At 69.1% G+C, this 26049-nt stretch carries 2 protein-coding genes and 3 pseudogenes; 2 read left to right on the forward strand and 3 right to left on the reverse strand.

All coding sequences use genetic code 11. From position 1 onward, the window contains the following. Positions 1-652: nitroreductase (locus tag G6N35_RS00005; protein ID WP_163802239.1), on the forward strand; the 652-nt coding region annotated here is incomplete at its 5' end. Between the two features lie 15 nt (positions 653-667). Here G6N35_RS00005 and G6N35_RS00010 read toward each other — a convergent pair. Together G6N35_RS00010 and panD are read right to left on the reverse strand one after the other, a co-directional pair. Further along, positions 668-1956: pseudogene (locus G6N35_RS00010) on the reverse strand (lysine N(6)-hydroxylase/L-ornithine N(5)-oxygenase family protein). Beyond that, positions 1956-2360: pseudogene (gene panD / locus G6N35_RS00015) on the reverse strand (aspartate 1-decarboxylase). The pseudogenes G6N35_RS00010 and panD overlap by 1 nt, the downstream one beginning before the upstream one ends. A gap of 286 nt (positions 2361-2646) precedes the next feature. On the opposite strand from panD, the gene G6N35_RS00020 reads away from it, so the two are divergent. After that, positions 2647-3435 (forward strand): ABC transporter substrate-binding protein, encoded by a 789-nt coding sequence (locus G6N35_RS00020; protein ID WP_246224141.1) that lies wholly within the window; start codon positions 2647-2649, stop codon positions 3433-3435. A 239-nt stretch (positions 3436-3674) separates the two neighbouring features. On the opposite strand, the pseudogene G6N35_RS27805 reads toward G6N35_RS00020, so the two are convergent. Continuing rightward, positions 3675-26048, reverse strand: a pseudogene (locus G6N35_RS27805) (non-ribosomal peptide synthase/polyketide synthase). Position 26049 lies beyond the last annotated feature (1 nt).

A 26049-nucleotide genomic window follows, 5' to 3' on the forward strand; every position in this document is an offset into this window, starting at 1 on the left:
CGGAGCCGTGCTGGATCACTGCGCCGTCGCCCTGGCCGCTGCCGGCTGGCAGCCGCGGGTACAGCGGTTCCCGGACCGCGGTGACCACAGCCACCTGGCGGTCGTCGACGTCGCCGAGCAACCGGCGCGCGACGGTCAGCTCGAACTGGCCGCTGCCATACCCCGACGCCGAGCCGACCGCCGGCGGTACCGGGCCGAGCGGGTGCCGGCCGGCACACTGGAGACGCTCTACGTCCGGGCCGCCCGGCTGGGTGTGGAACTCGCGGTCGTACCGCGGTCACGCTGGACCCGGCGTGCCGACGGCACCGTGGTGCTGCACTACACCTCCGATGCGGTCGACGATCCGTCCGACGATGCGGTGCTGCTGGTGGTGGGTACCACCAGCGACGGCGACGATATGCGACTGCGCGCCGGTGAGGCGATCAGCCATCTGACCCTGACGGCGACCGCCATGGGTGTGGCGAGTTGCCCGCTGACCGAGCCACTCAATGACATCGGCAACCGATTGGCTTTGGCCTGCGAGGTTTTCGACGGTGCTGCGCATCCGCAGGCACTGATCCGGGTCGGGATCGCCCCCGAGGGTGCTGACCCGCAGCCGCCCACCGAGCGCCGGTCGGTGAACGAAACCACCACCTGGCGCGCCACGGTCTGACCTACGCCGCTGCGGTCACAGCCGTTGCAGCGCAACAGCACTGCGCTGCTGCACGATCGACTGCAGGATCTCCCCGCTTCGAATGGCGATGTTGGACAGTAGCGACGACGTCAGCCCATGGGTGTGTTCGGTATTGCCCTGGATGTAGAGACCACCGGTCAGTTCGGTCGCGGTGATCAGCCGGTAATCGCGGGAGACCGCTGGTTCGCCGCCTTCCAAGACCAGGCTGCCGTAGAGGTCCCCGAGGATGTCGCGCAGCGGTGTGGGTAGGAAACCGGTTGCGTAGATCACGGCGTCGCAGTCGATCTCGTCGATGACGGCACTGGGGTGATGCCGGATGGACACGCGCACGCCATCCCGGCTCTCCTCGGTACCGTCCACGCTGGAGGCGCCGCGCATGAACAGCCGTCGGTGTCCGTCCACCCGTTCGGCGTACTCGCGCGCGTAGAGATCCTCGATGAGCGGAAGGTCGACGGCCGAGTAGTTGGTGCTGCGGTGGTCGAGCAGCCGACGGCGCACCGGCGGCTCGGCGGCGTAGAAGTCGTCTACGGCGCCGGGGTCGAAGACCCGGTTGGCGAACGGGCTGTCGTCGCGGGGCTGTAGCCGTACTTGGCGAACACGGCGTGGACCTCGGCACAGGGAAACGTGTCGTGCAGGTAGGCCGTGACTTCGGCGGCGCTCTGCCGGCGCCGACCACGACGAACCGGTCGTGCATCCGAGAGGGGAGCCGCGCCAGGTCGTTGAGGAAATCGTGGTTGTGGATCTGACGGGCCGACCGGCGGACGCCGGACGGTAGCTGGCTCAGCCCGCCCGCGATCACCACGTTGTGGGCGCGCAGCCGGCCGGCGTGGGCCCCGATGATGTCGACCTCGAAGAAATCGCCGACGGGCCGTACCGAGACCACCCGCGAGCCGTAACGCACCGTGGCCGTCACCTTCGGCCGCCCACGACAGGTAGTCGTGGAACTCCAGGCGGGTGGGAAAGAACGTTTTGTAGTTGATGAACTCCGAGAGCCGGCCGCGCTCGGTCAGGTAGCTCAGGAAGCTGAACTCGCTCTGCGGGTTGCGTTGGGTGACAAGGTCTTTGAGGAACGAGATCTGCATCGTTGCCCCGGGGATCAGCATGCCGGTGTGCCAGCCGAATTCCGGCTTGGCCTCGATGAACTCGGCATTGATCGCGACCCCGGCCGGGCACTGCGCGCTGAACTCTTCGACGGCGATCGCCAGGGCGAGATTCGACGGCCCGAACCCCACGCCGACGAAGTCGAGTACGTCGTTGTCCGCGTCAGTGGTGAAGGTCGGCATCACGCACCCGCCATCTGGTCGATCGCGCCCGGCACCGGCTCGGCGGGTCGGATCCCACCGCGACGATGCGGTTGCCGGAGTCGACGCACGACCCGGCTCTTGTGCACGTCCTGTTCAGCGGTGTCGAGCCCGAGGAACGACATGATGATCACGATGTTCCCCGGCGAAATGAGGTGCGCCGCCGCGCCGTTGATCCCGATCACCCCGGAACCGGCGGCCCCCGAGATCGCGTAGGTCACCAGCCGTGCCCCGCTGGTGACATCGACGATGTGGACCTGTTCACCGTCGAGGATGCCGGCGTGCGACATCAACTCCGAGTCGATCGTGACCGACCCGACATAGTGCAGGTCGGCTTGAGTCACGGTTGCCCGGTGGATCTTCCCGCCCAGCATTGTTCGCAGCATGCACACCCTTCCGCCCCAGCGTCGATGACGCGTCGGATAAGCCGGCGCGCCCATTACCAGGAAAGGCTAACCTAATAATCAGGTTCTACAAGGGCTACGCTCCCGGCCCGGCGGCAGGCCATCGGAGGCGTCAAAAATGCTGTCACCCAGCGGATCACACACCCACGCGGGCATTGCAGGCCGCCTGCGGCATCTCGAAACGTAGGACCCTAAATTAGGTAAGCCTAAAGTAATCTGGCGCGGTTATTGCTTCCAACGAAGGGAACGCCTTGAAGCGCAATCACCGATGGCGGCGCGGGGAGGACTTGCTGCCGCAGCGGTCATCGCCGTGACCGTCAGCCTGCTCAGCGGCTGCGGATCGAGCACCACCAACACCCAAACCGGAGCCCAGACCAGCACGGCCGCCGGCGCGGTCACGATCGCCCACAAGTTCGGCGAGACCAAGGTCCCCGCCAACCCCCAGCGGGTGGTCACCGTCGGCTGGACCGACCAGGACTTCGTCCTGCCGCTCGGCGTGGTACCGGTCAGCGCCCGGGCGTTCTTCGACCACTACAACGACTACCCGTGGGTCAAGGCCGCCACCAGCGGCAAGGGCTTCCCACGGGGGTCGGACTCCATCGATTACGAAGCCATCGCGGCGCAGAAGCCGGACCTGATCCTGGCCATCTACGAATCGATCGACAAACCCACCTACGAGCGATTGTCGGCGATCGCCCCCACCGTGATCCAGTCGGCCGACTACCCGGACGAGGAAACTCCCTGGGATGTCCAGCTGCTCACCACCGGCAAGGCCCTCGGCAAGGAGTCCCAGGCCAAGGCACTCGTCGACAAGGTGCGCTCCAGCCTGGACCAGGCCCGCGCCGCCAACCCCGAATTCGCCGGCAAGACACTGGTTGTCGACTTCGGTCCGGAGAACGGCGGGCACTACCTGCTTCCGAGAAGGATCCCCGCCGGGCATTGTTCACCGCGCTGGGCTTCGCCACCCAGGATGTCACTGGCGACGTCAGCGAGGAGCGTCTCGACGTGCTCGACCGCGATGTGTTGTTCGTCAATGGCGCCACCAAAGAGCAGATGATGGCCTCGCCGGCTTTGCGCGGCTGGCGGTAGTCCGCGACGGTCGAACCCTCTTCACCGGCTTCGACTCCAATCTCAGTGGTGCACTGACCTACAGCGGTCCGGACGCGATGCTGTACGCGCTCAACATTCTGACCCCGCAGCTGGCCAATGCCCTCAACGGGCGACCGGTCGCGGATCTGTCCAACGCCTGAGGGGAGGCAGCAGGCCCGCCGGAACGTCCCGGCGGGCCTGCTCTGTTCAGTGGGCAAGTTCATCGGCCACAACCGGCCCCCACCGGTCCACAGCGGTCGGGTCCAGCCCGGAATGGCGGCAGGGCAATTCGACCGTCCGCAGCCGGCCACCCACGTGCCGGCGCCAGCCTTCGGACGCCACCCCGGTCAGCCCCATCTCCAGCACACTGGCGTCGACGAACAAGACGTCCCCGTCATAGTGACCGTAATCCGCGCCCGCGGTCAGGCGTTCCGCGGCGACGTAGTTCTCGAGCACCAGGGCGATCTGGCGATCGTTGAGCACGGCGATGGCATCTCCGCTGTCCCGCACCAGCGCGACGGCCTGCGCCACCGTCATGCTGGTACCCGCGGCAACCGGGAAGCCCATCTCCCGCAGCAAGCCCGCCAACACCTGCTCCGGCTCGAAGTCGGCCACGACGGCGTCGTCGGTGCGGGCGTCGAGCATGCCGACGAATCCGATCTCGCGCCCGCGACGGCGCAACTCGGCGGCCACTAGTAGCGCCATCGAGCCGCCGAAGGACCAGCCCAGCAGCCGAATCGGACCCTGCGGTGCGAGACCGGCGACGGTGTCGGCGTAACCGCTGGCCAGCTCCCCGATGGTCTCGGGCAGCGGCTGTCCGGAGAACAGCGGCGACTGCAGGCCGTAGAGCGGCACCGACGCCGGCAGGTGCGCCTTGAGTCCGGCGAACTGCCACGCCAAGCCACCGGCCGGATGCAGACAGAACAGCGGCGGCTGTGTCCCCGAGGCCCGTAGCGGCAGCACATGCCCCAGGCCATTGGCGCTCACTGTGTCCGGGGCGTCGAGCAGGACAGCGATCTCGGCCACGGTCGCCGCGGTCATCAGGTCGGTGACCGCGATCCCGGCACCGAACTCAGCGCGGATCATGGCCGCCAGCCGGACCAGGAGCAGCGAATGCCCGCCGAGGGTGAAGAAATCGGCGTCGATCGTGGTGACCGGAACCGCCAGCAGTGCGGTGAACAGCTCGCAGAGCCGCCGCTGGGTCGCGGTGGTGGGCGGGAGTCCGGCAGCGGTGGTGAACTCGGGTTCCGGCAGCGCCCGCCGATCGAGCTTGCCGCTCGGGGTCAGCGGGAAGGACTCCACCGCGACGAACGCCGAGGGCACCATGTGCGCCGGCAGTGCCGCGGTGAGGTGTTCCCGAAGCGCGGCGGCCGGCAACTCACCGGTGGCCAGGCAGTAGGCCACCAACCGGTCTCCGCGCGCGACCACCCGGGCCGAGCTCACCGCGGGATGGGTGCCCAGCACCGCTTCGATCTCGCCGGGCTCGATGCGCACACCGCGCAACTTGATCTGATCGTCGGTGCGGCCCAGATACTCCAGCTGGCCGTCGGTGCGCCGACGCACCAGGTCCCCGGTCCGGTACATCCGCTGCCCGCCGCCAAACGGATTGGCCACGAAGCGGCACGACGTCAGGGCGTGGCGGTTGAGGTAGCCGTCGGCCAGCTGCACACCGGCCAGATACAGCTCACCGGCCGCACCGGCGGGCACCGGATGCAGATAGTCGTCCAGCACGTAAGCCCGCACATTCCAGCCCGGCACCCCGAGTGCCGGGGCCGAACCGTCGCATGTCCACCCCAGCACGTCCACCGATGCCTCGGTGGGGCCAGAGATTGTGCAAGGGAGCGCTGAACATCGCGGTGTAGCGGGCGGCCAGATCGGCACCGAGCGCCTCACCCACCGTCACCCGGGTCAGCGCGGTGCACCTGGCCGCGGCCGGTTCGTCGAGGAACAGTTCGAGCATGGACGGAACGAAGTCCACGGCCGTGACCGATTGCGCGACAATCATGTCGGCGAGATAGCGCGGATCGCGGTGACCGCCCGGGCGGGCCATGACCAGCGTCGCGCCCACGCTCAGTGGCCAGAACACCTCCCATACCGAAGTGTCGAAGCTGATCGGGGTCTTCACCAGCATCCGGTCCTGCGGCCCCAGCGGGTAAGCGTGCTGCAGCCACCTGATCCGGTTGACAATGCCGGCATGCGGCACGGCGACACCCTTCGGCCGTCCCGTTGATCCGGAGGTGTAGAGCACGTACGCCCATGTGCCGGCGGGAACCTGGATCGGCTCCGCAGCCGCCTCGGTGGTCCGGTGCCTGCGGATCTCGGCCATGTCGTCGAGGATCACGGCGGGTACGGCATCGTCGATCATGTAGGCCAGCCGGTCGGCCGGGTAGTCGGTGTCCAGCGGCAGGAACGCAGCCCCCGACTTGGCGACCGCCAGCAGCGCGACGACCAACTCCACCGACCTCGGCAACGACACCGCCACCACTGTGCCGGGGCCGGCACCGCGTGCGACCAGTCCCGCAGTCAGCCGGTCTGACCAGTCATCCAGCTCGCGGTAGGTCAGCTCGGCGTCCTGCGAGCGCACCGCGACCGCCGTCGGCGTGAGCCCGGCCTGCCCGGTCACCAGCGAGGCCAGGGTCGCCGGGGCACTCGGGTGGTCGGTGTCGTTGACCACGTCGACCACGGTGTGCCGCTCGGCCTCGTCGAGCAGGTTGATCGAACCGATCCGGCGGTGTGGATCGGCCACCATCTGGTCCATCACCCGCACTAGCCGGTCCGCCAGCGTGCGCACCGAGGACTCGTCGAACAGGTCGGCGCTGTATTCGGTGACCAGAGTTGCTGTGCCACTGTGATATTCGACGAGCGTGAAGCCCAGATCGAACATCGCCGCCGTCGTCGCGGATTCCTGCCACGTGGTGGGAAGGCCGAACATCCCGGTGGGTTCGCCATCTCGCAGGTGGTAGCCCAGGAAGACGGTGAACAACGGGTTGCGACCCAGCACGCGGGGCGGATTGAGGTTCTCCACCACCTGGTCGAACGGCAGCTCCTGGTGCGCGAAGGCGGCCAGGTCGGTGTCGCGCACCCGCGCCAGCAGGTCGTCGAAGTCCGGATTGCCGGACACGTCGGTGCGCAACACCACGGTGTTGACGAAGAATCCGATCAGGTCGCTCAGCGCCGCCTCGTCACGACCGGCCACCGGTGTGCCGAGCACGATGTCCTCGCCCGCGCCCAGACGGTGCAGCAGCACGGCGACCGCGGTGTGCGCCAGCATCAGCATGCTCACCCGCCGTGCGCCGCCAGCTGCCGCAAGGCCGCCACGAGTTCAGCCGCAAGCTCCACCTCGACGGTGCCGCCCGGCCGCTGGGCCGGGCCGGTCGGGCCCGGTCGGTGGGTAGCGTCATCTCGTCGGGAGCACCGGCCAGGGTGCGCCTCCAGAACTCCGCCTGCCGCTCGCCGACCTGGTCGAGCACGCGCTGCTGCCACAGGGTGAAGTCGGCGTACTGCACGGGCAGTGGCGGCAGGCCGGAACGATCACCCGCCACCCGGCCTCGGTAGGCACGGTTCAGGTCGTCGAGGAACGGGCCATCCGACCATTCGTCGGTGCAGATGTGGTGCAGCAGGACCACGACGATGTACTCGTCGTCAGCGGCCCGTAACACGCTGAGCCGCAGCGGGATCTCATTGCTCAGGTCGAACCGGTAGTCGACCGCGGTGGCGATCCGCGCAGTGAATTCGTCCGGCCGGCAGTCGATCACCTGCAGTGGCGGCGGGGTTCCCGGTGGCAGAATCCTTTGATAGAAACCACTTTCGGTGGACTCGAACACCGTCCGCAGAACTTCATGCCGATCCACGACGTCACCGGCGGCCGCGTGCAACGCCGTCACATCGAGCCGGCCATGCAGCCGGAACACCAGGGATAGTTGTAGGCCGTGCCGGTGGTGGCCAGCCGGTCGAGGACCAGCAGACGCTGTTGGGCGGCGGAGGCGGGGACTCGGCGGGGACGCTCACCGGCGGCCAGCTCAGGTCGGTGGGCGTGCCCGCCGGTGCCGGTGATCAGGGCTGCCAGTCCGGCGACGGTCGGTGCGTCGAAGACGTCGCGCAACGAGATCGTCACCCCGAACTCGGTTCGCACCCGGTTGATCAACCGGATACTCAGCAATGAGTGGCCGCCTAGGGCGAAGAAGTCATCGTCGGCGCCGACCTCGTCGATGCCCAGGATGTCGCCGAACACGGCGCACAGGGCGGCCTCCGCCGGCGTGCGGGGCGGCCGGGACGCGACGCCGCCGGTGACCGAAACATCCGGCAGAGCGCGAAGATCGAGCTTGCCGTTGTCGGTCAACGGCAACGCGTCGATCACCGAGATCACCGCGGGCACCATGTAGGCGGGCAGGCTCGTTCGCAGGGCGGACCGAACGTCGGCCACCACGTTAGGGTCGTCGTCGGCGGCGACGATGTAGCCGATCAATTGATCAGAACCCGTCAGACCGGGATCGGGCCGGGCGATCACCGCGGCGTGCCGCACCCGCGGATGGGCGGCCAGCGCCGCCTGCACGTCACCGGGTTCGACGCGGTAGCCGCGGATCTTCACCTGATCGTCGGTGCGGCCGAGGAAGTCGAGGTTGCCGTCTTGCCGGCGCACCATCACGTCACCGGTGCGATACATCCGGCCAGCGCCGAACGGGTTGGCGACGAACCGGGCCGCGCTGAGCCCCGGCTGGCCGACATAGCCGCGGCTCAGACCGGCTCCGGCGATGTACAACTCGCCGGGCGTACCGTCGGGGACCGGCCGCAGCCACGCATCCAGAACGTGCGCCTCGGTGTTCCAGATCGGCCGGCCGACTGTCGGGGTGGCGCTGTCGTCGGTGCCCGCGCCCAAGGTGTTGATGGTGTACTCGGTCGGCCCGTAGAGGTTGTAGCCGTAGCTGGTGTCGCTGTCGCGCAACCGGTTCCACACCGCCGGTGACACCGCCTCACCGCCCAGCAGCACCAGTACCGGCGGGTGCCCGGCCGGGTCGAGCAGGCCCTCCTCGAAGAGCAGCCCCGCATAGGTGGGTGTCACATTGACGACGTCGATCGCATTCTCGTGGCAGTACGCCACCAGGGCGGTCGCGTCCCGGCGCAAGTGTTCGTCGCAGATGTGCACCTCGTGACCCTCGATCAGCCACAGCAGCTCCTCCCAGGACATGTCGAAGGCGAACGACACGGTGTGCGCGATCCGCATCCGGCGCCTGCCGGCCGTGGCGATCGCCGGGCCGAAGATCGCCTCGCGGTGATTGAGGTGCATGTTGGTCAGACCGCGGTGAGCAGTGAGCACACCCTGGGTGTGCCGGTCGAACCCGAGTGTAGATGAGATAAGCGGGATCGTCGAGCCGCACCGGCACTCCGGTCCACGCTGGGGGTGCCGCCGGAAGATCAGTGTCGCCCAGCACAATTGTGGTGAGGTCAGGCGACAGGGCACGGATGCGGTCGGCGATGGCTGGTGTCGTCAGCACCAGCGCGGGGCACGCATCGGCGAGCATGACGGTGAGCCGTTCGTCGGGGTAGTCCAGCTCCAGTGGCAGGTAGGCCGCACCGGCGCGTAGGACGGCGAACAGCGCCACCACGGCATCGATCGACCGGGGGATCGCCAGCGCCACGATCGATTCGGGTCCGATGCCCTGGTTGTGCAGGAACCAGGCCAGCCGGGTGATCCGGTCGTCGAGCCCGGGTAGCCGATCCGATCGGTGCCGCACACCAGAGCCGCGCCGGTCGCCTGTCGATGCTCGGCCAGCAGGTCGGTCACCGTGCTCGGCGGCAGTGGATGAACTGTCGAAACATGCTGCGCAGCAGCACCATCTGCCCGTGGGCAGCCTCAGCGGCAGGCGCGAGTGCCTGGTCGCGGTGGTCGGGCATGGCGACCAGAACCTGCTGCAGGCGGTCGAGCAGTCGCTGGGCGCGATCGCGCTCGACGACGTCGGGCCGGTATTCGAGTTTGATCCACAACCGGCGGCCGGGGGAGGCCACCCAGGTCAACGGATAGTGGGACGCGTCCACCGAGTCATGGCCGACGATGCCGTGCTCGGCCTCCATGTCGGTGAAGGTGTCGTCGCCGAGGAAGTTCTGCAGCACGTAGAGGCTGTCGAACAAGGCGCCGGGAAGGCCCGCCGCGCGCTGGATCTCACCGAGCCCGAGGTACTCGTGATCCATCAGGTCGAGCCGCTCGTTCTGGATCGCCCGCAGTGCTGCTGTCAGCGAGCGTCCCGGTTCCAGCCGGACTCGGGTCGGCACGGTGTTGAGGAACAGCCCGATCACCGCGTCCATCCCGTCGATGTCGGTGGGACGGCCGGCCACCGTCGACCCGAACACCACATCATCGCTTCCGGTTTCGTAGCCCAGCACCATAGCCAGGGCGCAGCCGATGACCGCGTTGAGCGTGACCCCGCAATGTCGCGCGGTGTCGGTCAGCGCTGTCGTCTGCTCCTCGGTCAGGGTGACCTCGAGTCGCAGCGCCAGCACTGGCTCGCTGCCGACCGCCGACGGCACCAGCAGCGTGGGTGCGGCCAGCCCGGACAGGGCCCGGCTCCACCGCTGGGCCGAGGCCTGCCGGTCTTGGCCCTGCAACCAGCGCAGGTAATCGGTGAAATCGGCGGTCGGGACGGGCACGTCGGCGAGGTGGCCGGTGCGCGCCGCGGCGTACTCGGCGAACAGGTCGCGCAACAACTGCTCGCGTGACCAGCCGTCGAGCAATAGGAAGTGGTAGCTGAAGATCAGCCGATCCGCTTCCGGTGAGCGCACCACGGTGAACCGGGCCAGTGGCGGCCGGGCCAGGTCGAAGGTCTGCAGCCGCTCCGCTGCGGTGATCTCGTCGAGCCGAGAGCGGTCCTGCTCCACCAGTTCGATCACCTCCGGCTCGCAGACCGGATCGGCGGCGATCACCGCCACCGGCGACGCGAGGTCGCCGGCGTGGAATCCGGACCGCAACACCGGATGCCGGCGCATCACCGTCGAATAGGCAGTGCGCAGAGCGGCGACGTCGATCGGCTCGGCGACGTCGAACACGTTCTGCACGATGTAGACCGCCGCGGGAGAGTAGCGGGCCTGGAAGTACACCTCTTGCAGCGGCGACAGCGGCCAGATGGTGTCGACCGGCCCCGGTGCGGCAGCCAGCAGCGTGTCGATCTCGCTCTGGCGCAGCGTCACCAGCGCGAGGTCCGAGGGCGTCAGCGCCGGGCGGGCAGGGGCGGTGTCGGCCGTGCGGCCCAGGTCGACGAGAACCTCGGCGAGATACCCGCCCAGCTCCTCGGCGCTGGCGGCACCGGGTTCGGTGTCGGGATAGGTGAGGATCACGCGCAGTCGTGGACCGTCGGCGCCCTCCTCGCAGAAGGCGTTGACCTCCAACAGGTACGGGGTGCCCAGGTCAGAGTCGGGTGCACCGCGCAGTGCGTCGGCTTCGGGCGCCACCTGCCAGGCAGTGGTGCCGGTGCGGGCCTGGCGGCCCAGATAGTTGAACAACACCTGCGGGGCTGCGAACCGGCCCAGGGCCGCTGCAGTACGGGCATTGCAGTACCGCAGCTGGCCGTAGCCGTGGCCGCCGTCGGGTGCGGTGCGTACCGATTCCTTGACCTGTTTGAGCGCACTGATCGGTTCGTCGTGTTCGCTGTGCAGCCGGACCGGGGTGATGGTGGTGAACCAGCCGACGGTGCGGGACAGGTCGACCTCGGCGGGCCAGTGGTCGCGGCCGTGCCGTTCCAGATCGACCAGCAACGGTGCGTGCGGTTCGCCACCGTGCGCTGCGCCAGCGGCGCACCGCCAGATACAGCGCGGTGAGCAGGGTTTCGGTGATATCGGCGTTGGCCAGTGCGGGTACGTCGGTCAGCAGCGCTGCCGTCTGCTGTGCCGTCAACCGGACCTCGTGGTCGCGGGTGGCACCCACCGTCAGTCCGACGGTCGGCGTGGTCGGGTCCAGATCTGCGCCGGGCGCCAGGACCTCGCTCCAATGGGGGAACTCCGCCAATCGGGCGGAGCCCTGGGCATTTTCGTTGACCAGGCGGGCGTGCGCACGAATCGAGGTAGCGACCGGAGCCAGTGGAGATTGCTCGTACGCGGACCGCAGATCATCGACGAGCACCGACCAGGAGACCCCGTCGACCGCCAGGTGGTGCAGCATCAGCAGCAGCCGCCCCGACTGCCCGCTGCCACGGTCGAACCACACCGCCTGAGCCACCACGCCCTCATCGGGATCGAGCCGGTCTGCCGCCGCATCCGATTCGGCGCCGATCACCTGCCGCAGAGCGTCGTCATCGAGACCGGCGGCGTCGACCCGGACAAGGTGAGGGTGCAGTGTTCGGTCACCTCGAGTGACCACAGCATCGGCGTCGGCCGGTGCAGCCGAAGTCGCAGCGCGTCATGGCGGGTGCCGAGCGCATCCAGAGCAATCTGCAACCGTTTTTCGGAGGCGCCGGCCGGGACGCACAGCAGCTCGCACTGATTGAGCCGGGATATCGAGCCGCCGAGTTCGGCCAACCGGTGCACGATCGGGGTGAGCATCACCTCGCCGAGATCGGGCCCGGAGTCCTCGGTACCGGTGGCCGGTGTGCCCGGCCCGGTCAGCGCCGCCAGACCCGCCGGGGTCCTGGCGGTGAACACCTGCTGCGGACTGATCCGTACCCCGGCCCGCCGGGCCCGGTTGACCAGTTGGATCGCCAGAATGCTGTCTCCGCCGATCGCGAAGAAGTCGTCGTCGAGAGCCACTGGGCTGCCGAGGATTTCGCCGCACAGCCGGGACAGCAGCGTGGCCGTCCCGATGGCGGGTTCCGGTTCGCCCGCGTCAGCAGTCTCGGTGGGGACCGGTGCCGGCAACGCCGCGCGGTCGAGCTTGCCGTTCACCGTCAGCGGCAACGCATCGAGCACGACGAATGCCGACGGCACCATGTACTCCGGAACGCGTTGTGCCACAACGGCTCGTACTGCGGCGGTGTCTAGGTCACCCGCCCCGACCAGGTAACCGACCAGGCGACGGTGCCCGGTCTCGTCGCTCCACACCGTCGCCGCCGCATTGTGCACATCAGGGTGGGCGGCCAGCGCCGACTCGACCTCGCCGAGTTCGATCCGGAAGCCGCGCACCTTGACCTGCTCATCGGTGCGGCCGAGATACACCAGCTCGCCCCCCTCGGTCCACATCGCGGTGTCCCCGCTGCGGTAGAGCCGATCGCCCGGCGCGTCGAAGGGGTTGGCCACGAACCGGCCCGCGGTGCGGCCGCGCTGGCCCAGGTACTCGCGGGCTATCTGGCCACCCGAGACGTAGATCTCACCCACCACACCGGTGGGGACCGGGCGAAGCTGATTGTCCAGCAGGTGAATTCGCAACCCCGGCAGTGCGGTGCCGATCACGCTCGCCGCCTTGTCCGCATCGGCTGCGGTCAGCGGCCGCAGCGAGACGTGCACACAGGTCTCGGTGATGCCGTACATGTTGACCAGCCGGGGAGCATCCTCGGTGTGGCGGGCGTACCACGGCGCCAACCGGCTGGTGTCCAGTGCCTCGCCGCCGAAGATCACATACCGCAGCGACAGCTCGCGCCGCAGCCGCCGATCGGCCTCGATCAGCGGATAGAACGCCGACGGTGTTTGGTTGAGCACCGTCACGCCTTCGTCGGCCAGCAGCCGGACAAACGAATCCGGATCGCGGGCCACCTCCTGCTCGACGATCAGCAGCCGGCCGCCGTGGAGCAAGGCTCCCCACATCTCCCACACCGAGAAGTCGAAGGCCGCCGAGTGGAACATGGTCCACACATCGCTGCTGCCGACCTCGAACACCTCCGAGGCGGCGTGAAAGAGCGCCGCGACGTTGCGATGCGTGACGGCAACCCCCTTGGGCAGGCCGGTCGACCCGGAGGTGTAGATGACATAGGCGGCGTGGTCGGGGTGCGCAACGGCCGCCGGCAGCGGGCCATCGATCCGTCGGGAGGCCACCTCCGGCACCACCAGCACCGCGGCGCTGGTCGGGATGCGTTCGGCGCGATCGGTCAGCACACACACCGCGGCGGCGTCGTCGAGGATGTGGGCGAGCCGGGCGGTCGGGGAATCGATATCGACGGGCACGTAGGTGCCGCCGGCCTTGACCACGGCGAGGATCGCGACGACGAGATCCACCGAGCGCGGTAGGGCGACGATCACCGGAGATTCCACCCCCACCCCGAGGTCGGCCAGTGCCGCGGCCACCGCGGCGGCCCGCCGGTCGAGTTCGGCGTAGCTGAGCCGGATCTCACCGCAGACCACCGCGATGGCGTCCGGGTGGGAGGCGACGACGTCGGCGAACGCGGCACCGAGGGTGCGAGCAGGCCCGGGCCGCACTGCCCCTGCCGAGCACGCTTTCTCGTCATCGGTCCGCAGATCGAGGGCGCCGACCGGACCGTCGGGTCGCAGCGTGACTGCCTCCAGCACGGTGTGCACCCGGTCGGCGAACCGCAGTGCTTGCGTGTGCGACACGACGGCGGTGTCGTACTTGATCTCCACCGTCAGCTCCGCACCCAGATACGCGACGAGGGCGACCGGATAGTGCGGCGCGTCGGTCCCGGTGAAACCGCGATAGGTCAATGCCGTTGGGGCTGAGGCGGTGTATTCCGGTGTGGCGGGGAAGTTCTCGACGACCACCAGGGTGTCGAACAGTTCGCGTGCCCCGGCCATCCGAGCCAGCTCCGGAAGGCCGATGTGAGTGGCATCGAGTACCTCGGTCTGCTGGCGGTGCACAGCCTCGATGACCTCGCCGAGCGGGGTCTGCTCGTCCCAGGACATCGTCACCGGGATGGTGTTGATCAGCAGTCCGACGATCGAATCGGTGTCGGCCAGAGCGCCGCCGCGACCCGACACGGTGGATCCGAAGACGGCATCGGTGCGTTGGGTCAACCTGCCCAGCACCACACCCCATGCCGCGTGCAGCACGGTACTGACCGTCACCGCGCGGGTGCGCGCGTAGTCGGCGAGCGCGGTGGTGTGCTCCGCGGAGAGCCGCCGCACGACGCTGCGGTGCTCACCGACCGCGGCGACGTCGTCGAACAGCAGGGTGGGTGTGCTGCCGGCCAGAACTGGCGCCCAGGTCGCGCGCGCAACTGCGGGGTCACCGGCGGCCAGAGCCTCGACATGGTCGCGCAAGGTCACCCCGGTCGGGTCGGGCGCCGGACCTGCTCCGGTAGCGGCGTTGTAGTGCGCGACGATGTCACCGAAGATCAGCGGATAGGACCAGCCGTCGGCCACGATGTGGTGCAGTGTCTGGATCAGCCGGTGTTCGGTGGCCGACTGCGACACCAGCGTGTAGCGCACCAGCGGTGGCTCGGCCAGGTCGAACGTCCGGGAGAGCTCCTGTGCTGCAATGCTTTCCCACTGATCACCGGGAGCCGTCACGGCTTCGAACGGGACCGGGACATCCGCCCACACCACCTGGGCGATCCGCCCGTCATGCAATTCGTGGAAGCTGGCCCGCAGCCCCTGGTGGCGCCGCAGCACCGCCTGCGCGGCGGCGGCCAGGACGTCGGGTTCGACGGGGCCGCTGAGCTGGGCGACCTGCTGCACCACATAGCTGGCGGTGTCGTCGACGATGTGATGGAAGTACATCCCCTGTTGCAGCGGCAGCAGTGGCAGCACGTCCTCCACCACCCCGGAGCGGGCCCACGCGTCGATGTCGTCCTGGGTCACCGGGATCAACGGGAAGTCCGAGGGCGTGTGACCGCTCAGGTCGGCGCAGCGGGTCAGGGCCGCCAGGGCCTGTGCCCACAGCCGTGCCAGCTCGGCCATGGTGGATTCGTCGGCCAGCCGGGCGGGCCACGACAGGGTGGCGTGCAGGAGGGTGCCGTCGGGCCCGTCCTCGGCCAGCGCGTTGATCTCCAGTGCCACAGCCGGGTTGGTGGGGTCGACACCTTCACGCAGTGCCCCGACCCCGGCGACCGGCCGCCAGAGCTGCTCGTCGCCGCCGGTGAACCGGCCGAGATAGTTGAACAGGATCTGTGGGGCCGGGCCGATGATGGGCGACGGATCCGCCAGATGCCGAAGCACTCCATATCCCAGCCCGCGGCTGGGCACCTGGCGCAGCTGCTCCTTGACCGCCTTGACCGCGCCCGCCAGCCGTGGCCCGGCATCGAGAACCTCGTCCCAGGACAGCTCCCCGGGGTCGATGCGGACCGGATGGATGGCGGTGAACCAGCCGACGGTGCGCGAGAGGTCGAGATGCCCGGCCACCAGATCGGCCTCCCGGCCGTGGCCCTCGAGATTGAGCACGGTGGCGCTGCCGGCGCTGACTCCCTGCCGGCGGCGCCAGTGCGCCAACGCCAGTACGAGCCCGGCGAGCAGCACATCGTTGGCGTTGCCGTGGAACGCGGCCGGAACACGGGACAGCAGCGCGGAACCGACCGCGGTGGGCAGCGACACGCTGGTGCTGATGACGGTCCCGGCGGTATCGAGTACCGGGTCGGGGGATCCGGTGCCCAGCACCGGATCCGGTGTCGACAGCAGCGCGTTCCAGTAGTCGGTCTCCGGCTCGAAGCTGTTCTCGCCCAGGGCTTGCGCCCAGGTGCGGAACGAAGTGGGTACCACGTCCAGCGTGAGCGGGCGCCCGGCAGCGACGTCGGCCCATGCCCGGGCCAAGTCCTCGGTCAGGATGCGCCAGGACACCCGTCGACCACCAGGTGGTGGATGACCAGCAGCAGCTGGCCGGTTTCGCCGGGATTGTGGTGCCATACCGCGCGGATCATGACCCCGGACTCGGGATCGAGGTCGTCGGCCGCTGATGCTGCCGCCTGCGCGACGGTGTCCGCACTCAGCAGGCCGGTCTCGACAGCCAGGACAGTGCTGACGGTGGGACCGTGCTCGGGCACGCGCAGCGTCCAGCCGCCGGCACGTCCCACCAGCGTGGCGCGCAACATGTCATGCGTGTGCAGGATCGCTCCCAGGATGGCCTCCAGCTGTGGCAGTGTCATCGCGGCCGGGGTGACCAGCACCATCGACTGGTAGAAGTTGCTCAATGGTGTTGCCGCATACTCTGTTTCGGCGAGCATCGGAGTAGCGCGGATATCGCCGATCCCGGAGTCGGTATGCGGCATCGGACGGCTGGATCCGGCTGCGGCGGCGATGGCGGCGACCGTGCGCCGCCGGAAGACGTCGCGGGGTGTGATCGCCAGACCGGCTTTACGGGCGCGGCCGCACACCGCGATCGAGGAGATGCTGTCGCCGCCGAGGGTGAAGAAGTCGTCGTCGACCCCGACCTCCTGCTCGAGGCCCAGCACGGTCGTCACGATCCGCAGCAGCGTCGATTCCGCCGCGGTGCGCGGTGCGCGCCCCGAACCGCCGGTGGCGGCCACCGGTTCGGGCAGTGCGTGGATGTCGAGCTTGCCGTTGATGGTCAGCGGGAGCTCACCGACGATGCCATAGCGGGTCGGCACCATGTAGGCGGGCAGCCGGGCCGCCAGATGATCGCGCAGGGTGGCGATGAACGCCGTCACGTCGTGCGGGTCATCGGTGGGAATCGCATAGGCCACAAGCTGTTTGACCGGTGGCGTTGTGGTCGTGCTGCGCACCACCACCGCACCCGGGCCACGCCGGGAGCGTGGCGCAGCACCGACTCGATCTCGCCCGGCTCGACGCGATAGCCCCGGATCTTGACCTGGTCGTCGACCCGCCCCAGATAGTCGAGTTGGCCGTCGGGGCGTCGGCGCATCAGGTCACCGGTGCGATACATCCGGCCGCCGGCCACGAACGGGTCGGCGATCATGGCCGCGGCGGTCAGGCCGGCCCGGCGGTGATAGCCGCGGGCCAGGCCGACGCCGGCGACGTAGAGTTCGCCGGGCACCCCGTCAGGAACCGGTCGCAGTGCGCTGTCGAGGAGGTAGCCGCGGGTGTTCCAGATCGGTTCTCCCACCGTGGGAGTCGCACTGTCGGAAGTCCCCGCACCCAGGGTGTTGATGGTGTATTCGGTCGGACCGTACAGGTTGTAGCCCGCGGTGCCCGGGTGATTGCGCAGGGTCGACCACACTTGCTCACTGACGGCCTCACCGCCCAGCAGCACCAGGGCCGGGACGTGACCGTCGGTGGCGAGCAGGCCCGCCTCGATCAGATGGTGGGAATAGGTGGGGGTGACGTTGATGACGTCGATGTGGTGGCGGCGGCAATAGGCGGCCAGCGCCGGTGCGTCGCGGCGCAGCTCCTCGTCGCAGATGTGGACGGTGTGCCCCTCGACAAGCCAGAACAGCTCCTCCCAGGACATGTCGAAGGAGAACGACACGGTGTGGGCGATCTGCAGCTGTTCACCGCCGGCGGCGGCTGGCCACCGTCGGGGCGAAGATCGCCTCGCGGTGGTTGAAGAACATGTTCGACAGTCCCGCATAGCCGGTCAACACGCCCTTGGGCCGCCCGGTGGTGCCCGAGGTGTACACCAGATAGGCCGGATGGTCGAGCCGTCCCGCGCCGGTGAACCCGGCCAGTTCCGACTCGGTGAGGCGGTGATCAGCGGTGGCGCCGATCGCTGGATCGTCGATCGTGATGACCTGTGCGCCGGCTTCGCGTGCGCAGTGGGCGACTTCGCTGTCGGTCGCTGCGGTCAGCAGCAGCACCGGCGTGGCGTCCTCGACGATGGTGCGTAGCCGTTCGGTGGGCAGGTCGAGCTCCAGAGGCAGGTAGGCGGCGCCGGACCGCAGCACCGCGAACAGTGCCACCACCATCTCGATGGATCGCGGAAGCGCCAGGGCGACAAACGCTTCGGGCCGGGCGCCACGGTGGCGCAGGAATCGGGCGAGCTGATCGACGCGGCGGTCCAACTCGCCGAACGACAGGCGCCGGGATCCGAACACCAGGGCGGTCAGGTCGGGAGTCTGTTCGGCGCGGCGGGCCAACAGGTCGGCGATGGTGCGGTCGTCGAGGGGGTGGCTGGTTTGCGACCAGACGTGTTCGAGCGCAGTACGGTCGGCGGTACCCACCAGTTCGACGGCACCGACAGCGTGTCCGGGCCGTTCGGAGATCTGATCCAGCACGCTGAGCAACTGCTCCACCATGGCGCGGGCCCTGGCGTCGTCGATCACCCGGTACTCCAGCTTGACGGTGAGCTGGTGGCCCGGGGTGAGTACCCAGGTCAACGGGAAGTGCGTGGTGTCGTGGTAGTGCACGCCGGTGATGCCGTGGCCGGCTTCCAGGTCGGTAAAGGTGTCGTCGTCGAGGAAGTTCTGCAATACCAGGAGTGAATCGAACAGTGCGGTGGCCGAATCGCCGGCCGCCCGCTGGATATGGCCCAGACCGAGATGGTCGTGGCGCATCATCGTCGTCCGCTGTTGGTCGATCGCTCGGATGCAGGATGAGGCTGATCGCTTGGGGGACAGATCGATTCGGACCGGGACGGTGTTGAGGAAGAGCCCGATGGTGTCATCGATCCCGATCAGCTCGCCGGGACGCCCGGCCACCGTCGTCCCGAGGACGACGTCGGTGCTGCCGGCGTGATAGCCGGTGACCATGGCCAACGCGGCCGTCACGACCGAATTGAGGGTGACCCCCAGTGCGGTCGCGGTGTCGGTGAGCCGCCTGGTCAACTCGGCGGGCACGGTCGTCACGATCCGGCCGGGTTCGGTACCGGCACCGGCGTCGGGTGCTCCGGTGCCGCGCCGGTGGCGAGGGTGGGTTCCTCCACCCCGGCGAGCAACTCGCGCCAGGCCTGCGTCGCGTCGGTGTCGCCGAGAGCGGCACGCCACTGCAGGAATCGGACCACGACGTCCCCGTGTGGCTCGATCATTCCGCGCTGCCCGTCGGATGCGTACAGCGCGAAGAACTCTCGTAGCACCAATTCGCGTGACCAGCCGTCGAAAAGCAGGAAGTGATAGGTGAACAGCATCCGGTCGCGTCCGTCGGGCAGCCGCATCAGCGTGATCCGCAGCAGTGGCGGGACGGCGACGTCGAAGGCGGTGGTGCGGTCGGAGTCGGCGATGCTGCCCGACTCGCCGGCGGGGTCGACGCTGGTGGACAGGTCGACCACCGCGATGTCGGGGTGGAGTCCGGCGGCGACCACCTGCACCGCAGTGGTGCGCTCGCCGTCCTCGATCGTGCCGAAACCCACCCGCAGCTGTGGGTGGCGAGCCAGCAGCGCGTGCAGTGCGTGTCGGCACCGGTTGGCGTCGAGGTGCCGGTCGAAGTCGAAGGTGTTCTGCACGATGTAGGTCGACCCGGCACCATCGAGGGTGCTTTGGTAGTACAAGCCCTGCTGCAGCGGGGACATCGCCCAGACGTCCTCGACATCCGGCCCCAGCCGCTCGATCGCGTCCGCCGACAGCGCGACCGTAACGAAGCGCTCAACCGGCGCCGGTGCCGGGTCGGCCGTCGGGGTTGCCGCACTGGCGAGATGCATGGCGCTGCGGTGGCGAAAGACGTCCTCGGTGGTCAGCAGGTAGCCGCGGCGCGCCAGCCGGCTGGTGAGCCGGATCGCGCCGATGCTGTCACCGCCGAGGGCGAAGAAATCGGCGTCGGCACTCACGGCGGCGCGGCCCAGGACGTCGGCCATCACCTCGACGATCGCGTGCTGTACCGGGTCGGCCGGACCCACCGTACCCACGGACTCGGGGAGCTGCCCATGGGCCAGCGATCGCAACGCGGCCGCATCACGCTTCCCATTGGGCAGCAACGGGATCCGATCGATCCGCGTGATCGTGCCGGGAGCCAGGTGACGGGGGAGTCGACTGTCCAGCCAAGCCCGCAGCTCGGCGGTGTCGACCGCGTCACCAACAGCGAACGCGGCCAACGCGGATCCAGTCGCGATGACGGCGGCGCCAACAACGTCGTTGTGGCTCAACAGCACCGACTCGATCTCGCCGGGCTCGACCCGGTAGCCATTGACCTTGATCTGCTCGTCGACGCGGCCGGCGAACATGACGGTGCCGTCAGGGCGCAGTGCGCCGAGGTCCCCGGTGCGGTACATCCGCCCGCCCCCCGGCGTGGCCACGAACCGGGTTGCGGTCTGGGCCGGGCGGTGCAGATACCCGCGTGCCAGTTGTTCTCCGCTGACGTAGATCTCGCCGATCGCGCCGGCCGGGACATCGGACAACGTGTGGTCGAGGATCCGCACGGTGGTGCCGGGAACCACGTGACCCAGCGTGACAGCCTCGCCGTGCTGTTCGCCGGCCAGGACGTCGCCGGTGACCTCCGAGCTGCCGTAGGAGTTGACGATGGCGGCTGCCGGGCAGGCGGCGCGCAGGGCCGCGATATGTCCGGACTCCAGCGGCTCTCCACTGAGAATCCAGCGACGCACCGAGGCCAGCTCGCCACGATGCTCGCCGGCCAGTGCATGGGCCAGCGACGGCACCGCCACCAGTTGGGCCACATCGTGGGCGGCGATCAGCTCGGCCATCAACCGGCCGTCGCGGGCGGCGGTGTCGTCGGCCAGGATCGTGCATGTCCCGGCGGCGAGGCCGGCCAGCAGCTCGGTGGTGCCGTCGATGAACGACAGCGACGACTTGGCGAGCCGCACCTGGGCGGGCCAGTCGGCGAGCGCCCAGCGCACCCGATGGGCCAGCGCGCCATGGCTGCCCACCACCGCCTTGGGTTCACCGGTGGACCCTGAGGTGTAGAGCACCGACACCGCGTCGAGCGGTCCGACGGGCACCGGCCGCCACGGGCCGCCACCGTCGACGGTGTCGCTACCGATCACGGTGCAGCCCTCCGGTATGGCACCGGCCACCGCGGCGGCGCCGATCTGATCGACCAGCACCGCGCGCGGGCGGGCATGGCCGAGCATGAAGCTCACCCGCGCCTGCGGATAGGTCGGATCCACCGGCAGATAAGCGGCGCCCAACCCGATGACCGCCCACAGGGCGGCCACCAGATCGGCGTCCCGCACCATCGACAGCGCCACCACATCACCGCGGCCGACACCGGCTTCGGTGAGCCGGTGGGCGAATGCCGCTGCGCGGTGGTCGATCTCGGTGTAGCTGACCCGCCGGTCGCCGCAGACGAGGGCCGTCCGGTCGGGATTTCGGCTGATCGCATCGGCCAGCAGCGCCGTGACCGTGCCGGCCGGCGCGGTCGCCGGACGACTCAGCGGGCTGCCCAGCGGCACGGCACCACACGGCACGCCGGGATCGGCGACGACCGTGGCCAGCAGGTCGCGCACCGCCGCGGCGACGGAATCGGCGAATGCGTCCGAGACGTGGGCGCGATCGTTGGTCACGGTGAGAGTCACGGTGTCGTGCACGGCGATCATCAGCGTCAGCGGATAGTGCGGGGCTTCGACCACGGTGACCGCACCGAAGGACAGTTCGGCACCCGAGAGCGCGGCCGAGCCCAGGTTCTCGATCACCACGAGGGTGTCGAACAGCGCGGGCAGCCCGCTGATCTGGTGGGCCTCGGTCAGCGGCAGATGATGGTGATCGAGCACGGTGGATTCCCGCTCGGCCAGCCGCCCGGCCACCTGCGCCGCGGTATCCGAGGGCGACCAGCGCACCCGCACGGGGACGGTATTGACCAGCAGACCCACCATCTCCTCGATACCGGGCAGGTCGCCGTGACGCCCGGACACGACGGTGCCGAACACGACGTCCGGGCGGGCGGTGAGCCGGCCGAGGACGATGCCCCATGCGGAGTGCAGCAGGGTGCCGACCGTGACCGAGGCCCGTGCGGCCGCCGCCGACAGCTCGGTGCGGGGACCGAGCTCCAGCTGCCGGGTACCGAAGCCGTCGCCCCGCACGTCGGTCCCGTCGGCCGCGGCGATCGTCGTCGGCTCCTCGATCCCGGCCAGCACCGATTGCCAGGCGCTGCGGTCGGCGGCATCGTCGCGGTCGGACAGCCAGCCGGTGAAGGCGCTGAATTGTGGTGCAGGGCCGCCGAAGTCGACGCCGTCGTAGGCGGTCAACAAGTCGCGCAGGACCAGCGGCACCGACCAGCCGTCGGCGACGATGTGATGGACCGTCTGGATCATGGTGTACCGGTCGGCGCCACGGCGGACCAGCGTGTAGCGGGTCAGCGGCGGTTGCGCCAGATCCAACTGGCGCCGCCGGTCGCGTTCGGCCAGCCGGTTGACCATCCGGTCGTCGGCCGGTTCCTCGACGACGTCGAAGTCCGGTGCGATGCCGCTGGTCTGTACCGCGACCGGGGTGCCGTCGGCGATCGTGGTGAATGCGCACGACAGCGCCTGGTGCCGGGCGGCGACCACCTCGATGGCGCGCTGGAATCGCGCGATGTCCAGCGGCCCGGTGATGTCGACGATCTGCTGCACCAGGTAGGGGTCGTGGCGGCGATCGAAGGTGGAGTGGAAATAGATGCCCTGCTGGGTGGCTGTGAGCGGCAGCACATCGGACAGGCCCGGATACCCGGCTTCCAGCTGCCGGACATCCTCGGGCGCAGCGTCACCAACGGGAAGTCCGCCGGGGTGTGTCCGCCGACATGCTCATCGGTGGCGATCAGGGTCAGCAGGTCGATCCAGCGCTGTGCGGTGGCGGCGATCTCGGCCTCGTCCGCCGCCGTCCCCGGCCAGCTGAAGGTCGCACGCAGGACGGTGCCGAGGGCGCCGGTGACGGCCTCGGCGTTGACTTCCAGCAACCGCGGCAGCGGCATTGCCGGATCGCGGTCTTCGAGCACAGTGTGTTCGTCGGTGAACGACCAGTCGCCCCCGGCAGTGTCGAACTTGCCCAGGTAGTTGAACAGCACCTGCGGGGTGGCCGCCAGGGTGTCGTCGCCACGCAGATAGCGAAGCGCACCGTAGCTGAGCCCGTGTTCGGGCACGGTGCGTAGTTGGTCCTTGATCGAGGCCACCGCCGCACCCAGTGGTGCACCGCCGGAAGACGCGTCGCGCCAGTCGAATCCGTTGTCCTCCAGTCGGACCGGGTACAGGGTGGTGAACCAGCCCACCGTCCCGGACAGGTCGAGGTCGCTGACCTTGGCCGACTCGCGGCCGTGGCCCTCCATTTCCAGTAGCAGAGCCGTGCCGTCATGGCCGCGGTCGGCGCGCCACTGCTGCACCGCGAGATAGAGCGCAGCCACCAGCGCGTCGTTGACGTGTCCGTGGATGCGGTCCGGCACCGTGGACAGCAGTGCTTCGCTGACGGTCGCCGGTAACTCCACGGTGAGCCGGCGTTCTGTGCTGACCGTGTGCCGGGCCGGGTCGAGCCGCTGGTCGTCCCACAACGGTGCCACAGTGGCACAGGTGGCCCGCCAATAGGCGGTATCCGCGTCAAAAACTCCCGCGGCGGTGGCCGCGGTCAGCTCGGTAGACCACTGGCGCCAGGATGTCCGCACCGACGGAAAATGCTGTACCGCAGCACTATTCATCGAATTGTAGGCCGACGCGATGTCGTCGGCCAGGATCCGCAACGACACCCCGTCGACGACCAGATGGTGGGCGACGATGAGCAACCGGTCATCGTCGGCGGTGCCGCGCAGCCAGCCGAATGCCACCATCGCTGCACCTGCCGGATCCAGAATGGTCACCAAGCGGTCCCGCATGGCGGCCACCCCGTCGGCGAGATCGCCGACCAGCAGCACCGGTTCCGGCGCGGTAGCGGGGATATCCAGCTGTGCGGGCCCGGCGGCGGCGGCCCACAGGATGTGATGGGCGGCGATCGTGTGGCGCAGCGCCCGGCGCAGGGTGTCCTCGTCGAGGCCGGCCGGGCAGGCCAGTGAGGCACCCTGGTAGAAGCCGTGGAGCACCGAACCGTGATAGCCGACCTCGTCGAGCCAGCACTGGATCGGGGTGGCGGGCGCCGCCCCGGTGGGTGCGGTGCTGCTCGGCGCGGGCACTGACGCGGACTCCGTCAGCAACGGGGCCAGGTCCCGGACGGTGCGGTGAGCGAACATGTCCCGCGGTCGCAGCGCATAACCCTGCGCCCGCAGCCGGCTGACCACCCGGATCGCGACGATACTGTCCCCGCCGAGGGCGAAGAAGTCGTCGTCGATGCTCACCTGGTCGACACCGAGGGCGTCGGCGAACGTCTGGCACATCACCCGTTCCCGCGGGGTGGTCGGTGCCTTACCGCTACGGCCCAGGTCCGGGGCGGGCAGTGCCCGGCGGTCGGTCTTTCCGTTGTCGGTCAACGGAATCGAGTCGATCGCGAGGAACACCGACGGCACCATGTAGTCGGGCAGCCGTTCGCTGCACCACTGGGCGAATTCCTCGCCGGTGACGTCGGCAGTGGTCACCAGATAGCCGACCAGTTGTTCGGTGCTGCCGCGCCGGTGGACGTCGACGACGGCCCGGCGCACCGCGGGGTGTTCGGCCAGAACCGATTCGATCTCTTCGAGTCCGATCCGGCGGCCACGGACCTTGACCTGGTTGTCGGTGCGGCCAAGGAATTCCAGTGTCCCGGCATTGGTCCACCGGGCACGGTCACCGGTGCGGTACATCCGCGTCGCCGGGTCGAAGGGGCTGGCGACGAACCTGGCTGCGGTCAGGCTGGGCTGGTTGACGTAGCCGCGGCCGAGGAGGAACCCGGCGGCGTACAGCTCACCGGCCACACCGGGCCCCACCGGCTGCAGGTCATCGTCGAGCACATAGAGCTGGGTGTGTGGGTTGGGCCGTCCGATCGAGGTCGCGATCCGTTCGGCGGTGTCGCGGTAGATGACGTGGGAGACGCCGATGGTCGCCTCGGCGGGGCCGTATCCGTGATACAGCGTGGTGCTCAGCTGGGAGCGGAACCGGCCGAACAGTTCGGGAGTGAGTACCTCACCACCACACCAGACATGACGCAGTGAACCCAGCGAGCTCGGCTGGCCGGCGGCGACGGCCAGCCGGTCCATGTCGAGCAGTACGTCCAGCATGGAGGAGACCAGGTAGACGAACGTCACCCGCCGAGCCCGGATGAGTTCCAGCAGGTATTCGGCATCCTTGTCGCCACCGGGCGCGGCGATCACCACCCGGCCACCGCTGACCAGGGGGAGCAGGATCTCGTTGACCGAGATGTCAAAGGACAGCGGCGCTTTGAACAAGGTCGCGTCGTCGGCGCCGAAGCCCAGGATGTGATCGCGCTGCCAGCACAGGCGCTCGGCGATGGCCTCGTGGCGGATCATCGCGCCCTTGGGCGTTCCGGTGGATCCGGAGGTGAAGATCACGTACGCCAGCTGGGCACGGGCTACCGTGGTCTGCGGCGCGGTGGCCGGAAAGTCGGCATACGCCCAGTTCGCCAGACTGACGTCGAGTCTGTCGGCGTCCCAATCAGACTCGTCGCCGGGGCTGACGAAGGCCGCCGACACCGCGGCGTCGGCGAGCACCTGCCGGCGGCGCAGTGCCGGCCACCCGGGATCGAGCGGGACGAACGCGGCCCCGGCGGTCATGGCGGCCAGCACCGCCACCACCATCTCAGCGGAGCGTGCCAGGCCGACGGCCACGGTGGTCTCCGGTCGCGGGTGGCGGCGGCGCAGAGCGCGGGCCAGCTGGTTGACCCGGGCGCCGAGTTCGCGGTAGGTCAGCCGAACCTCGCCGTCCTCGACGGCGAGGTGATCCGGGGTGGCCGCGCACTGGGCAGCGAACAGCTCGGGCACCGTCGAGGTGACATCGGGGGTGGAGTGGTTGTTCCACTGGTTGAGCAATGCGGTGATGTCCAGCGATTCTGCGGTCACGAACGTGCGGCCTCTCGGTGATCGAATAATGCTGTGCAGC

Source organism: Mycolicibacterium anyangense, from assembly GCF_010731855.1.
In the GTDB taxonomy this organism is placed as follows: Bacteria; Actinomycetota; Actinomycetes; order Mycobacteriales; family Mycobacteriaceae; genus Mycobacterium; species Mycobacterium anyangense.

What these genes read in the sequence shown, in the direction of transcription:
- G6N35_RS00020 (WP_246224141.1), top strand. Translation starts at nt 2,647, where the DNA reads ATGGCGGCGCGGGGAGGACTTGCTGCCGCAGCGGTCATCGCCGTGACC.